Source organism: Rossellomorea oryzaecorticis (assembly GCF_045897515.1).
In the GTDB taxonomy this organism is placed as follows: domain Bacteria; phylum Bacillota; class Bacilli; order Bacillales; family Bacillaceae_B; genus Rossellomorea; species Rossellomorea enclensis.
On the sequence record NZ_JBJOSA010000001.1, the window covers coordinates 21,107 to 35,818 of the forward strand.

Below are 14,712 nucleotides of genomic sequence, written 5' to 3' on the forward strand. Positions count from 1 at the left end.
TTCATACATACCCATTAAGGTATATAATCAACTAAACGTTTATAAGATAATCAAGAGACTAGTAGAATGATAAAGTGAACATACATTCCCACGTACAGATTGGAAGGATACCATGAATGCACATAATGAACTCGCGATAAAAGACTGCCTGGATTCCCCTGAACACCAGCAGGCTATTTATAAAAAAACGTTGATCATCATCATGATCGCCCAGGTCTTTGGAGGGGCGGGGCTCGCTGCCGGCATTACAGTGGGCGCGCTTCTCGCCCAGGATATGCTCGGGACTGACAGCTTTTCCGGCGTCCCCGTCGCCCTCTTCACGCTGGGTTCAGCAGGCGCGGCCATGTTTGTCGGAAGGCTCTCCCAGCGTTACGGAAGACGGACGGGTCTTTCCATCGGCTTCCTGATCGGCGGGATCGGTGCTGCCGGGGCCGTCGCTGCGGCTGTCACCCATTCCGTGATCCTGCTTTTTATTTCGCTTTTAATATACGGAGCCGGGACTGCCACAAACCTCCAGACGCGCTATGCCGGGACCGACCTGGCAAAACCGGCACAGCGGGCTACGGCAGTCAGCTTTGCCATGGTGGCAACGACATTCGGTGCGGTCGCCGGACCCAACCTCGTTGATGTGATGGGTCGATTCGCTGTCTCCATCGGGATACCCCCACTGGGAGGACCATTTATCCTGGCTTTTGCCGCCTACTCCCTTGCCGGCATCGTCATCTTCATTTTTATGCGTCCGGACCCCTATGTATTGGCAATGGCACTTTCAAAGGCTCAAGAAACAGTCAGGGTCAAGGAATCAGTCACGTCTTCTTCAAAAAACAATCGGGGGGTTGTCCTCGGCGGCGCCGTGATGATCCTGACACAGATCGTCATGGTCGCCATCATGACGATGACCCCCGTCCATATGGGGCATCATGGCCACGGGCTGACGGCCATCGGCCTAATCATCGGAATCCATATCGGTGCGATGTACCTGCCGTCGCTCATCACCGGTGTGCTTGTCGATAAAATCGGCCGGATGCCGATGGTTGCAGCGGCCGCGCTTACTCTTCTTGCAGCCGGGATCCTGGCTGCAGCGGCGCCGGCCGACTCGATTGTGATTCTCGCCATTGCACTCGCGCTACTCGGACTCGGCTGGAACTTCGGTCTGATCAGCGGCACGGCCATCCTTGTCGACTCGACGGATACCGCCACCCGGGCCAAAACCCAGGGCAGCATCGACGTCTTCATCGCCCTCGCCGGAGCTTCCGGCGGTGTGCTCTCAGGCATCATCGTCGCGTTCTCCAGCTACCCGGCCCTTTCCATCGGGGGCGGAATCATCTCCCTGATCCTCATTCCGGCAATGATCTGGTATCTCATGGGGAACAGGCAGACCGGCAAGACGAAAAAACAAGCAAACTAAAGAGCAGGACCATGCTGACGAAGCTTGGTCCTGCTCGATTTTATTAGAAAATCCACTTATTTCAGCTTCGTTTCAGAAGGTTTTTTCAAATTTTGTGCAAAAATCCTTCAAAAGCCACAATCTCCCCTTTAATTTCATCCAATGAAACCTTCCAGACAAGATATATGATCCATTTCAGAGATTTATGATCCCGAATGGAAATATATGATCCTCATTCCAATTTTATGATCCTATTTTTAAATATACGATCCTAAATCGAAATATATGATCTTATGAGAATCATTCTAAACTGGCTGGCCGAATCCTTCCTCCATCAAAAATCAGACGAAGATGATCCGCGGTACCTGTCCCCCTTGCAACCCCAAGCAGGAATTCACCATCCTCATGTTAAATACTAATAAATACCAATCCGACGAAAAAGAGGGATCCATCATGCCAACCTTCATTAAAAAGACTGACTTCTTCAAACTGTATTCATTAACTGACGGGGTCTATGCCGCGATCGCCATACCCGGAAAAGGCGCCTGGAGCAATGCTGGGATCGTGGATCTCGGGGATGAAGTACTCATCTTTGACTCATTCTCCACTCCCTCTGCCGGACAAGAATTACGCAAGCAGGCAGAGCTCCTTACTGGTAAAAAGGTAAAGCACCTGATCAACAGCCATTACCACGGCGACCACGTCTTCGGCAATCAAGCATTCCGCGATGCTTCCATCATCTCCACCGTTGAAACAAAAGAGCTGTCCAAAGAAAAAAACAAACTGGGAGACGTAGAAAAAGAAATAGAAGATACAAAAGAGTATCTGCAAAATGTAAAACAACAAATTAAACTCACCCGGGATCCGATCCTCAAAGCCAGCCTTGAGAACCAGTACAACGAAATGAATAAGGTCCTGAACGACATACCCCTTCTAGAAATGGTCCTTCCATCCGTCCTTTTCGAAGAGAAACTGCTCCTAAAAGGTTCGAAAAGAAAAGTGGAATTGCACTGCCTGGGAGGGGGACACACACCCAGCGACACCTTCATGTATTTACCGGAAGACAAGATTGCTTTCATGGGGGATCTCCTCACGGAAAATCTGCATGTTCCAATCATTGAACCCGAAGATTTTCTTCACATATTAGAAAGAGTAAGAGAGTTGAACATCTTCACCTATGTCCCCGGTCATGGGAAGGTCGGAAATAAAGAACTGTTGAATGAACTAGAAGGATATGTCACATTTTTAAAAGATACTGTGACTGATGCTATCAACAAGCACGTCCCTCTGGAATCACTTGTTACCCGCTTCGAAGCACCTCTTCCCTATAAAAATTGGATGGGCGTGGGCGGAATCGAGGGGAACCTTTCAAAAATGTATGAATTCTACCGGGGTAAAAAACAACTTAGATCTGGACGTACTCTTATCTGATCTCCGAATTGCCTCCCGCTACCGGGATTGGAGGGCCTAACCGGAAGCAAGGGCAACCGCTCGAACCTGTATGCTTTATATGCAGAGGAATAGAAGCACCGTTAAAGAAACCTGACTGGATCTTGCCCCCGCTTTTTTCATAGCGTACCGGAACCCAGCCGCCCCAATTCCCCAAAACATCACCAACCCACGAAAAAACCGGCCCCCGCTAGGCTCGGGACCGGTCCTGATTATCGTGTTCCTACATATTCTCCTGCTTCAAGCCCTCAATGATGTTCTCATTCTTGATCTTCCCGATCGAATACAGCATGGCCGAGCTGACGATGATGAAGATGGCGATGATGACGAAGAGGAGGTCGAACCAAGGCAGTTCGAATCCGTATTCGAAGGTCCCTCCGACCGCTCTGTGGATGAGGTACATGACCCCGATGCTGATCGGGAGCCCGAACAAGAGGGCGTTGACGCCGTAAAAGATGCTTTCGTAGTTGATCATTTTGTTGAATCCTTTAGGAGTCATCCCCATCGATTTCAGCATCGCGAATTCACGTTTCCGGAGTGAGATGCCGGTTGAGATCGTGTTGAAGATGTTCGCGATCGAAACGAGTGAAATCAAGGTAATGAACCCGTATGTGAAGACGGACAGGAACAGGATCATCTGCTCTTCCTGCTGGCGCCTTTCATAGACGTTATAAATGTACAGATTCGACGGTGCCGCTTCTTCAAGGGCTTTTTGGGTCTTCATCGGATCGGAGCTTTCCAGGAAAAGCTGGCTCTGAACCCCGCTTTCCATCAGGCTCCCCGCCATCGCCTCCAGTGTATCCATCGGCACGATGATATCCAATCCTCCGGCCATGGCCGTCCCGATTCCCATCGGTACCTGATCGGTCAGTGCCCCTATGGTCACCTTCCCGAACGGCTCGCTTTTATTTGTATCAAAATCCGTGAAGGTCAACTCGAGTTCATCCCCCCGGACCGCCTTGATGGATGAGGTTTCGACGAATTTACCAGTTGCCGGATCACGGTAGGAAATCTCACCGATGACGATCGCCGCCCGTTGTTCTGGATCAGAGAACGCCTCAAGATCGGCTCCCGCCTTCGCCGCATACTCCTTGAAGCTCTGTTCATCCAGCCCGTAGAAATTCACATAATATTGATATCGTCCGTTTTCCAGCGGTATGTTTTCCTGTTCGATCATATTCTCCAATTCTTCAGGGAATTGTTTTTTATCGATCAATGATGAAAGCTGCATGGTTTTATGCAGACTTTGATCCGTCACACCCTCCACACGGGCAAGGTCCTCAAGCTCAGCGGAATCCCCGCCTTTCCCGTAAACCTGGATGTCGTAATCGACCCCATCCTGCGACATCATCACTGATTTCTTCAGGTTATCCGTAAAAAAAGACACCGATAAGAAAAGGACGATGCTGACGACAAGGGAAATGACCGTCGCATAATATCTCTTTTTATTTCGTTTCAGATTTTTCAGGCCGATCTCAGCTTCCAGTCCGAACACCTTGCGGACGAGTTTGGACGTTTTGACCGTCTTCCCGGACAACTTGACGTCCTGGGTCTGCCTGATCGCATCGATGGCTGAGATCTTCGATGCCTTCCGGGCAGGCATATAGGTCGAAATGAAGATGGTCACGACCGAAATCAGACAGGAAAGCAGAACAGAAGATGGCGTGACGACGGTCTGAAGTTTCTCTGATATCCCCATTGCCCCGTCAAGATACGAATTGATGAACCAAAAGGTTGCCGAGATGCCCCCGATTCCGGCCAGAAGACCGGCCGGGATGCTGACGGCGCCGATGACAGCACCCTCGAAAAAGACAGAGTCCCTCTTCTGTTTCTTCGTCGCCCCGACACTCGACAGCATGCCGAGATGTCTGGCGCGCTCTGAGACACTGATGGCAAATGCGTTATAAATGAGGGAAACCGAACCGACAATGATGACACCCATGATGATGCCGAGCAGGGAAAACAGCGTAAAACGCAGATTGTCATCATCCGTCACACCGTAGTAGCGGAGCAATTCGTTATTGAAACCCACCTTCTCGATGTCGTTCTCCTCTGCCAATTGCTTGGCATGATCGAATAACGAAGCCTTCACTTTATCAAGGATGACTACTGCATTCACCTGTTCGGAATCCTTCATGGAACCCTTATCGATATAACCGATCATCGTGTAGCCGGGAGACCATGACGGTTCCCAGGACGGGCGCTTGATGACACCAGTCACGGTGAATGTTTCAGTCGAGTCAACCTTGAGCTCTTCCGTGACGCCGTTCTCACCGCGCTGCAGAGGATCATTCTGGCCGAGTTCGATTTCTTCCCCCTCGATTTCACGTTTCCCGATATCCAGGGTGATTTCCTCTCCAATCTCAAACTGTACACCCGCATCTTTCGCGACCTGCTCGGAGATGGCCACTTCGTTTTTCGAAGAAGGAAGCTTTCCTTCCACCAATTCAATCGGGAACTCCTTCAAGCCCTCTTCATTATATTTTTTCAAAAAAAGATAGGGCCTTTCATCAACCTTGGCCCCTTCAAGTTTTGCATAACCGCCATTGCTTGACAGTATCAGCTTCTCTGTTGCCCCGTCACCTGTAATCGCATCGATCTGACCGGCATTGACGTTGCTGTACTGAACATGCCATTCTCCGTTATCCGCGATCGACTGCCGTTTCATGATGTCGAGGAATGAAACCCCGAGCGTCGAAACGGCCATGATCATCGAGACGGAAATGATGACACCGATGATGGTCACGAGCGTCCTTTTTTTATTTTCCTTAAGGGATCGCAGGGTCAGTTTATTGATGATGTTCATGGACGGATCACCTCATCCTTTGCGACCCTTCCATCTGCAATTTCGATCACCCGGTCCGCCTGCAGAGCGATCCGCTCATCATGCGTGATGACGATCAGCGTCTGGTTGTACGTCTTGTTGAACATCTTCAACAGTTCGATGATCTCCTTGCTGTTCTTGCTGTCGAGGTTTCCGGTCGGCTCATCCGCCAGTATGATCGCAGGATTGCTGATCAGCGCCCGTCCGATCGAGACGCGCTGCTGCTGTCCGCCCGACAGCTGGTTCGGCAGGTGATCTAGACGTTGATCAAGCCCCAGTGTCGACACGATCGATTCAAGCTGACCGCTGTCTACCTTATGCTGATCCAGCAGCATCGGCAGCGTGATGTTTTCCTCTACCGTCAAGATCGGGATCAGGTTATAGAACTGATAGATCAGACCGATCTGACGCCTCCTGAAGATCGCGAGCTGCGTTTCATCCAGCTGATAGATATCCGTGTTGTCGATCATGACCTTCCCGCTCGTCGGCCGGTCGACGCCACCGAGTAAATGAAGAAGCGTCGATTTCCCAGACCCCGATGGACCGATGATGGCCACGAACTCGCCCTTATTCACGGAAAACGACACGTCATCCAGTGCCTTGACCGCCGTTTCCCCTTTTCCGTAGATTTTAGACAGATTTTCAATTTGTACGATACTCATAATTCTCCTCCAACATTTCAGGTGATGCCCTCAGTATATCTGCCTAATATGACTGTAAAGTGACTCGGAAAGTGACAATCTATTCACTTTGCCCGTTCCTTTTATAAAATTTGATGGAGAACGCTGTGCCGTCCCCTTTTTCACTCCTGACCTCGAGATCCCCGTGCTGACCGGTGATGATGCTGTGCGCCATCGCCAGGCCGATCCCGACGCTGTCATCCCCCGCATTCTTTCCTTTATAAAACCTTCTGAATATGTAAGGCAGGTCTTCTTTCGATATCCCCGGCCCGTCGTCGGCAATCGATATTTCCGTGAAAAGGGGGTTTTCCTCATATGAAATGGAAATCGTCCCGCCGTCCCCTGTATGTTCCACACAATTTTTCAGGATATTGATCAGTGCTTCTGCCGTCCAGCGCAGGTCACCGGTAAATGCTGCATCTTCCGCTCCGTTCACGATGAGGGTCTGCTCCTTGATATCCATCGGGATCAGCACCGGCTGGACGGCCCTGTCGATCAAGTCGCGCAGAGGGACCCGGTCTTTTTTAAACGCAATGGTCCCCGCATCGATCTTCGATAATTTCAGGAGCGACGAGACGAGCCACTCGATCCGTTCAAGCTGCACGCGGATATTCCCGGTGAACTCCGCGCGCTTCGATTCCTCAAGCGAACTGTCGCTCAGGAGGTCCGCCATCACCGTCATCGACGTCAGCGGTGTCTTCAGCTGGTGCGAGATATCCGACAGGGCATCCGTCAATGTCAGCTTGTCACGCTCCAGCTGAGAACGGCTCTCGGATAACATCAGCGTCACCTTGTAGATGTCATTTTTCAAAATGCTCAGCTCGCCTTCATGATTGTCGCGAAGATCGAGACTGACATCCCCGCTGCTGATCTTTCTGAGATATCCCGACAGCTTCTCAATCTCCCGGTAACGCCACCTTGTGAAAAACACACTGCAGAGAGCGAGCAGCAGGGACGTCATGAACACCATGCCTGCCGCCTGGATGGACAGCAGAAATCCTGCAGCCGCGGTTCCGGCCATGGTGACAATCCCGATGACGATGAAAAACAGCTTGATCTCCCGGTTCCTCCACATCTCAATCACCCGCCTTATAGCCCATGCCGCGGATCGTCTTGATGATCTCCGGCCGCTGTGGATCGTCTTCAAGCTTCTCACGAAGGCGCTTGATATACACGGTCAGCGTATTGTCATTCACAAAATCCCCGGCGACATCCCAGATCCGGTCCAAAAGCTGCGCCCTCGTCAGCACCTGGCCGACATGATTGGCAAAGATGAGCAGCAGCCTGTATTCAAGGGCGGTCAGCACGACTTCCTCTCCATGCTTATAGACCTTTCCCTCAAGCGTATGTATGCGGATGTCTCCGATTTCCAACCACACATTCGTCTGGGCCGGCTGCTTCTGATAACGCCTGAGCACCGAACGGATCCTCGACAAGAGCTCACGGATACGGAACGGCTTCGTAATATAATCGTCCGCCCCCATATCAAGCCCCATCACCACATTCACTTCATCATCCAGCGCCGTCAAAAAGATCACAGGCTTATCCCCCTGCTTCTTCACCAGCTCACACAGCTCATACCCGCTCCCATCCGGAAGTGACAAATCAAATAAACACAGATCAATCCCATCCAGGCGGTCCCGTATCACTGACTTCGCCGTCCCGGCATCATAACAAAGAACCGTTTCAAAGCCTTCCTGCCGCAGCGAATACTCAAGCCCCGCCGCTATCGTCCGATCATCCTCCACAAGCAAAATCCTCACACCAAACACACCCCAGCCTCAAATAAAAGTTACCCATATCTTACCACGGGAATGGGTCGCGGGGACAGGTACCGTGACCCGGTTCGAGGTAGGACAGGGTTTAGCGGACCGGGAATCCAGACGGGTTCTAATTAGAATCATTCTAAGTGGCTCATAAACTTGGAATGTGGCCCGTAAATCTGGAATCTGGCTCGTATTTTTAAAACAGTGTCCCATAAACCTGAATAGCGGCCTGCATTTATACCCCTTCACGTCTCAATCGTCCGCCTCGCATAATAAAAACTGCCCCACCACGTACTCAAAAAATTAATTTGTCTATTTCAACTATAAAGCCGGGGAAAATATATCGATTTCCAGTCAAAAAAAGAACCAGGGGCTCTCCCCCGGTTCAATCAATTTCCTTCCTTCAAAACCGCCATCCGCGCAAGCACAACCCCCGCGGCCAGGGACACCATCACCGTCGTAATCGATCCCTGGATCCCGGTGAACCCATTCTCTCCATCTAAGATGAACGACGTCTTCAGCCAAACGATATCAAAGAGGAAGCCGAGCAGTGAAAGGAGGGAAACGCATACGATAAAGGTAAACGTGAACATACTCCAAAATTTCATATCATCAACACCTCACATACTTCCGCTTAAACCCAATCCTCCCCCGGTCAACCTGCTTCTGAATCTCCTCAAAAGCATTCAGGATACTCGGCTTCTTCCCATCCCGCTTCATCTCAACCGGCCCCATTTCCTCTGCAATCTCAACCGCCTTCTCATGAAGCGCCACATAGGAAACCGCGACCGTATACACGAAATTATTCATTGCGGATTTCGCACGTTCCGGCGCATCATGGATGGTCTCTTTCACCGTTTCAAGCATTCCTTCAAGCTTTTCCGTTGAAAACTCTTCGTCTTTCCGGTTCCCGAGCAGCCAGCAGTAGCAGCTCCAGCCTGCCGACATCCTCAGTTCTTCCCCGCTAGCAATCCATTTATCGGCGACTTCCTGTGCAATATCCGCCTCTGCAAGCGTCACCGACACCACATTATCAGACAGCATGTAAAAATAAGCCCCGTCCATCCAGCGGTCAAAATCCGCCTCGGTCATCGCCTTCGGATCGGCGATGATGCCCGCAAAGTACATCGCATCATAGTTCCCCGTTGCATACAACTGCTCCGCCAGCTCCTGATTCACCTTGATTTTCTTCGCCAGCGGCTTCATCGCTCCCGTCGCCACGCCGAACACCGGCTCCTTCGCCCCGTTCGATATGTACATCTTCTTTATCCGTTCCTTACCGAGCGCTTCAAGCTCCCTCATCACGGTCCCGGCATCCAGATTCTCGACTCCTCCTCCGGCTTTCCCGCCTGTATCATCTCTCTTATCCCCCGCAAAAGAAAGTCCCTTCTCTCCAAGAACTTCCTTCAACATCCTCACCGCTTTTGGCCCTACCCCGTGAAGCTTCAGGATCTCCTCCTCTGTCACTCCGGTAAACTGCTCCAACCGGTAAAACCCGGCATTGTGAAGTCCCCGTTCCGCAGGCTTGCTCAACTTCGGCAAATCACTTTTCGGTGCTGCTTCATTGGTCATATTCATGTCCTCCTCATTCATTATCCATTTAGTAGTAGTATTCTCTTCCCGTTCTTTTTTTCCTCTATAAAAAAAGAGCCGCCTGCCATAACAGCCCGCTCAACCGCTCACTCCCTGTTCCCGTTCATCCACCCAACCGCATACTCCACCATTTCTCTCATCGGCATCAAATAACTTTTTGCCTCCCCGACCTTCCCTTCCATCACTCCACTCGTATCCCGCCTGTAATCATCAAAAATCCGATTGAAATCATCCGAGTCATTGTTGATGTCCCGATAGGTTGTCCACACTTCTTCCTCACCTTGCTTCACTTTTACATCCCATATCTTTTCCTTCACAAAACTGTTCTCCTGCCTGTATTCGGCAAGATGCAGAGACGAATTCGAATCCGCCGGCGCACCGAGCAGCAAGATCCTGCCGTCAAGTTCATACACTTTCCCAAGCGGTGACTTCTCACCCAGCGCAAAGTCCACCCCATGGTTTTCCGTTATGTATGCTGCATCCTTCCCCCATGCCGCAAACGAAGTATGGGGGTGGGCGCTCCTGAATACACCGTCCTGCTTCCTGAACGTTTCCGGGATGAAGCCCATATAGCAGGTCGGCGTCAAGTCGGGATGATACACCGGCAGATGGTCCCGGATGACCCGCATCTCTTCCTCGCTTAAATCCCCCTCATATTCAGAGGGGTCGCACAGCTGCTCGGTCTGGGTGGGCATCACGATGTTCCCTCCCGCACCGACGGCTTCCTCGAGGGCCATGATGACAGAAACCGGACCCCCGATCACCCTCCCGACCGACTTCAATGAAGAATGCACCATGACCGTCATTCCTTTTTTTACACCCAATGCCTCCAGATCCTTCTTCAGCTGATCCTTCGTGATGAGTTTCCCCTTCTCCATGAATCTCTCCACTCCTCAAATCTATGACTCTCTCCATACTAACATATTATTCCATCCCCACTTTTAAAATAAATGCCCTGCCGCCAAACATGTTACAATACCAATAATCAGACAATTCATACAAAATGGAAGGAGCCATCACCCATGCACCCGTCAGTATTAAGAGCCAGAATCAGAAACGGTACCCATACTACCCACACATCAGGCGTCTCGCAGGATTATGTCCAGGCAAACCTGGTCGTCCTTCCAAAAGAATACGCCTTCGATTTCCTTCTCTTCACCATGAGGAACCCGAAATCCTGTCCGATCATCGAAGTGCTCGAGGACGGCCGATTCGAATCCAACTATGCCAAGGGATCGGATATCCGAACCGACATCCCCCTCTATCACGTCTATGAGAATGGCAGATTAACAGATAAGAAGCAGCGGATCGACGACTGCTGGAAAAAGGATTTCGTCAGTTTCCTGATCGGCTGCAGCTTCACGTTCGAAAGCCAGCTGATCAAAGGCGGCATCCCCCTTCGGCATATTGAAGAAAATAAAAATGTGGCCATGTATAAGACGTCAATCCCAACCGAAAAAGCGGGGGTGTTCGAAGGCCCGACCGTTGTCTCAATGAGGCCGGTTCCCGATTCTCTTGTTCAAAAAGCAGCGGACATCACGTCCCTGTTCCCTGAAATGCACGGCTCCCCGCTTCATATCGGCGACCCTCGCGAGATTGGCATCGGGGATGTGACCAAGCCCGACTTCGGTGACTTTGTCGGAATCAAGGAAGGCGAGACCCCGATGTTCTGGGCATGCGGCGTCACCCCGCAGGCTGCCGCACTGCAGGCGGGAATCCCTTATATGATCACGCACTCCCCGGGGCATATGTTTGTGACGGATTGGAAGAACGAAGAGTATCTAAAGTCCAACTAACAAAGGCCCGTCCCGCACCCCGGTAAAGCATCACCGCAGTGAGGGACGGGCTTTCTCATGCTCGCGGGGCAAGCAGGACATAGTACCTGTCCTTCCGACCCTCTTAAAGGGACTGGCTTTTTTATGATTCAGAAGCCCCGATAAAGGCATAATCCCCTCGCGCAGCCGATACCTTAGAGTAATCGTTCTAAATTCCAACGCGAGGAGAATGTATCATGAAAAAGATCATTTTGTTTGCCGATCCCGGCATCGATGATTCAGTTGCGATCATGTATGCCCTGCTCAATCCTGAAATCAAAGTGCTTGCCATCGTTTCAAGCTACGGCAATGTCACCAAGGAGCAGGCTACGGACAATATCGCCTACTTGTTGAAGCTTGCCGGAAGGGAAGATGTCCCCATCATTGGCGGCACCAACGCCCCGTCAACAGGAAAACCGCCGACATACTATCCGGAAATCCACGGCAAAGAAGGACTCGGCCCCATCCGTCCGCCCGAAGACCTTCAAGTAGAACTGACCAATTTCTCGGAACTGTACACGATCATCAAAAATAACCCTGGCTTGACAATTGTTGATGTCGGCAGGAATACGTCTCTTGCTGCCCTCTTCCTTTTAGGGGAAAATCTGACCAAAGATGTCAGCGAATTTTATATTATGGGAGGCGCTTTTTTAGTACCAGGGAACGTGACTCCTTTAGCCGAGGCCAATTTCTACGGTGATCCGACCGCTTCAAACCTGGTCATGCAGAACTTTGACAACCTCTACATTGCACCGCTTAACGTCACAAACAAAGCAATCATCACGATGGAACACGTAAATACGATACTCGACATGACCGATCACCCGCTCGTCCAGATCCTCGACGATGTCATGGAATACTATATTGAAGCGTACAAAAAACTCATCCCTGGTATCGGCGGCGCTCCCCTTCACGACGCCGTCACCCTCTCCCTCATGGTCAACCCTTCAATGGGCAAAACCATCCGCAGGGAAGTCGAAGTCTTCACCGGAGTCAGCGGAATGGGCACCTCCAGCGCCGACTTCAGAGTCAGCTCCAAAAACGCCGAAAAAAACATCAACATCTTCCTCGAACTCGACTACGAAGCCTTCCTCAAAGACTTCATCCAGGTCATGGGCGGTCCGGGAAAATGAGCCGCGGGGACAGGTACCGCGGCCCATTTAATGGGTCCGGGGTGGATCGGGGGGACAGGTACCTTGACCCATTTTCAGGAGCGAACTTCCGGTTCATCCCTCCTGTCGGCACCGCAAAGAGGATGGGCCTCCCGCATATAATCACAGCTCATTCTTTTTTCCATTCATAAAGAATATCCGGCAGATTCTCTTCATTTTCATGTCCTCTGCCTATCATCTTAAATCCCTGCTTCTCATAGAACCGCCGGGCTTTATTATTGATTTCAAATGTATACAGCCTCAACACTCCCGCCGATTTTTCTTTCGCTCGATTGAGAAGCTTTTCTCCAATCCCGATCCGTTGATAACCCGTATGAATGTAAAGCTGATTTATTTCAGACTCATTGCAGGCCATCATTCCAACCACCTTATCATCCACAAGCACCAGTTCAACCTGAAATCCCTCAGGCAGTATATGATTCAGAAAGTGTACATGGTTGTCAAAACTATGAATCTCTTTCTGCCCGATCGCTTTATACTTGCTGTCGCGCCACATTTTTACGGTCCTTTCAGCATACTCCGGCTGATAGGGAACCATCACAACCTTATCCCAGTCCATCGGAAAACCCCTTTCAAAATACGTCAAAAGCCCGTCCCTCACCACGGTAAACCACTACCGTAACAAGGGACGGGCCTTCAAAAGTCACGACCAAAAACGAATGACCCCCAGTGTCAACAAGACAACTGTGGCAACTGCGAACACGACGCCGAAACCCACCGGGATCTTACCTTTTTCCCGATAAGAACGGATTGCCGTTTCAACACCGGTGATCAACCAGAAAAGTCCGATGATCAGCCACGACTCACTAAGATGCTCGGTCGCAGCAAGAAAAAAGCCAGCGGCTATCAATATGATTTTTATGCCGAGAAAAAAACGTTTTACCATAAGAACACTCCTGTCATCTTTTCTTTTCATAAAAAAAGATGTCCCCTACAAGAGCGCCTCTGCTATCAACTTATCAAACTTCCTGACATCGATCCCCTTCTTGAGCTTCACCTTGATATGCCCTGCCTTCGTCCAAAGCTCGACCTCCGCATTCACATCAAGGAAGCTCCCGGCATTCTCCGTCGACCACATCAGAATAGAAGAATACGGCAGGGAATACACCTCCACCTTCTTTCCGGTAAGTCCCTGAGAATCCCTGACAATCAATCTCTTATTTGTAAAAATGGCACTGTCCCTGAACGTCTTATACGCAGCAACCGCTTCTTCCCCATTGACAAGAAGAGCCGTCACATCATCCGGTACCGGACATTCAGATAGCAGCGTCCATTCCAAAATACCTGTCGTTGCAGCCATTTGTCATCCCCCTTGGAAAATTTGGTTTACTCTATATCTATTCGACATGAATGTCGAAAACCCTTTTTAAAATCAGTCGGAGAGGATAAACACGCAGCGAAAAAAGCTTAGAAGATATCCTTCTAAGCCATTAGCAGTCTACTTTAATAGCAGGGTTTACATGGTATCCTACTCTTTCTTTCTGACATTCACTAACTCGAAACGCTCACAGACCAACATCATATCTTCCGAGAATTCCATCCCCGCATCATTCAGCTCTCTAGTGAAGAATCTTTCATGAGCCTCTTTCCAATATTGATAGGTTCTGTCCCCTTCACCCTCTGCAATGGCAAAATCCTCCGGAACCTCATTCATCGGCAAAATTTTCACATCCACTGTTTTAATGATCGCTAAAGGTTCATCTTTACTGTTTAAGATAATGCTGTAATCTTCATCGGTTGGCAGCGGCTCTTTTTCCATTTCATAAAAAACCAGTCCCGAACATGTGGCTGATTTCACACCATCTATGACCAATTGAGCTAAATGATCCGGGTCAGCCCCGAATTGCCATGCACTTACTCTTATAGGTTTGTCTTGATCTTGTGACTTCCAAAATTCATCCCAATAAATCTGCGATGCTTCATTCATATATTTCTCTCCCCAAAACCTTTATAGTCAAAACTATCTAAACTTGATTATATCAACTTGGGGAGAATTTGGTGTAAAACCTTCAAAGGATTGGAGAGCT

Annotated in this window: 15 protein-coding genes; 4 read left to right on the forward strand and 11 right to left on the reverse strand. The window is 50.1% G+C overall.

The features are described from left to right. The first annotated feature begins 112 nt into the window (after positions 1-112). Together ACKA06_RS00120 and ACKA06_RS00125 are read left to right on the forward strand one after the other, a co-directional pair. Positions 113-1,408, forward strand: coding sequence for an MFS transporter (locus ACKA06_RS00120; RefSeq protein ID WP_411158766.1), 1,296 nt, complete (start codon positions 113-115; stop codon positions 1,406-1,408). 432 nt (positions 1,409-1,840) lie between these two features. Further along, on the forward strand, positions 1,841-2,818 hold the full coding sequence (locus tag ACKA06_RS00125; protein WP_411158767.1) for an MBL fold metallo-hydrolase: 978 nt from the start codon (positions 1,841-1,843) through the stop codon (positions 2,816-2,818). Positions 2,819-3,059: 241 nt separating this feature from the next. Here the strand turns inward: ACKA06_RS00125 and ACKA06_RS00130 are convergent, their stop codons facing one another. The 7 genes from ACKA06_RS00130 to ACKA06_RS00160 form a co-directional block, all read right to left on the reverse strand. After that, a complete protein-coding gene (locus ACKA06_RS00130) occupies positions 3,060-5,642 on the reverse strand; it encodes an FtsX-like permease family protein (RefSeq protein ID WP_411158768.1) in 2,583 nt (860 codons plus the stop codon). Continuing rightward, entirely contained in the window at positions 5,639-6,322 is a 684-nt protein-coding gene (locus ACKA06_RS00135) for an ABC transporter ATP-binding protein (protein ID WP_032085751.1), read from the reverse strand. Before ACKA06_RS00135 ends, ACKA06_RS00130 begins: the two co-directional genes overlap by 4 nt. A 79-nt stretch (positions 6,323-6,401) precedes the next feature. Continuing rightward, the gene (locus tag ACKA06_RS00140) at positions 6,402-7,415 is read right to left on the reverse strand and encodes a sensor histidine kinase (RefSeq protein ID WP_411158769.1); all 1,014 of its coding nucleotides are present in this window, start codon (positions 7,413-7,415) and stop codon (positions 6,402-6,404) included. 1 nt (position 7,416) lies between these two features. Next, complete coding sequence (locus ACKA06_RS00145; RefSeq protein ID WP_411158770.1) at positions 7,417-8,103, reverse strand: response regulator transcription factor; 687 nt, start codon at positions 8,101-8,103, stop codon at positions 7,417-7,419. A 392-nt stretch (positions 8,104-8,495) separates the two neighbouring features. After that, positions 8,496-8,714, reverse strand: a complete 219-nt coding sequence (locus tag ACKA06_RS00150; RefSeq protein WP_411158771.1) for a hypothetical protein — start codon at positions 8,712-8,714, stop codon at positions 8,496-8,498. Between the two features lie 4 nt (positions 8,715-8,718). Continuing rightward, complete coding sequence (locus ACKA06_RS00155; RefSeq protein WP_411158948.1) at positions 8,719-9,426, reverse strand: DNA alkylation repair protein; 708 nt, start codon at positions 9,424-9,426, stop codon at positions 8,719-8,721. Between the two features lie 359 nt (positions 9,427-9,785). Next, positions 9,786-10,577: an aminoglycoside N(3)-acetyltransferase gene (locus tag ACKA06_RS00160; RefSeq protein ID WP_411158772.1), complete on the reverse strand. Its 792-nt coding sequence runs from the start codon at positions 10,575-10,577 to the stop codon at positions 9,786-9,788. Between the two features lie 144 nt (positions 10,578-10,721). Here ACKA06_RS00160 and ACKA06_RS00165 point away from each other — a divergent pair, with 144 nt between their 5' ends. Then, positions 10,722-11,495 (forward strand): putative hydro-lyase, encoded by a 774-nt coding sequence (locus ACKA06_RS00165; protein ID WP_214873165.1) that lies wholly within the window; start codon positions 10,722-10,724, stop codon positions 11,493-11,495. A 215-nt stretch (positions 11,496-11,710) separates the two neighbouring features. Beyond that, a complete protein-coding gene (locus ACKA06_RS00170; protein WP_411158773.1) occupies positions 11,711-12,646 on the forward strand; it encodes a nucleoside hydrolase in 936 nt (311 codons plus the stop codon). 148 nt (positions 12,647-12,794) lie between these two features. Here ACKA06_RS00170 and ACKA06_RS00175 read toward each other — a convergent pair whose 3' ends face one another. From ACKA06_RS00175 to ACKA06_RS00190, 4 genes are all read right to left on the reverse strand, one after another. Continuing rightward, entirely contained in the window at positions 12,795-13,244 is a 450-nt protein-coding gene (locus ACKA06_RS00175; RefSeq protein ID WP_411158774.1) for a GNAT family N-acetyltransferase, read from the reverse strand. An 84-nt stretch (positions 13,245-13,328) separates the two neighbouring features. After that, a complete protein-coding gene (locus ACKA06_RS00180; RefSeq protein ID WP_411158775.1) occupies positions 13,329-13,571 on the reverse strand; it encodes a hypothetical protein in 243 nt (80 codons plus the stop codon). A 45-nt stretch (positions 13,572-13,616) separates the two neighbouring features. After that, positions 13,617-13,985 (reverse strand): PH domain-containing protein, encoded by a 369-nt coding sequence (locus ACKA06_RS00185; protein WP_032085743.1) that lies wholly within the window; start codon positions 13,983-13,985, stop codon positions 13,617-13,619. A gap of 168 nt (positions 13,986-14,153) precedes the next feature. Next, positions 14,154-14,612 carry an ASCH domain-containing protein gene (locus ACKA06_RS00190; protein WP_411158776.1) on the reverse strand — a complete coding sequence of 153 codons (459 nt, stop codon included), beginning with the start codon at positions 14,610-14,612 and terminating at the stop codon, positions 14,154-14,156. Positions 14,613-14,712 lie beyond the last annotated feature (100 nt).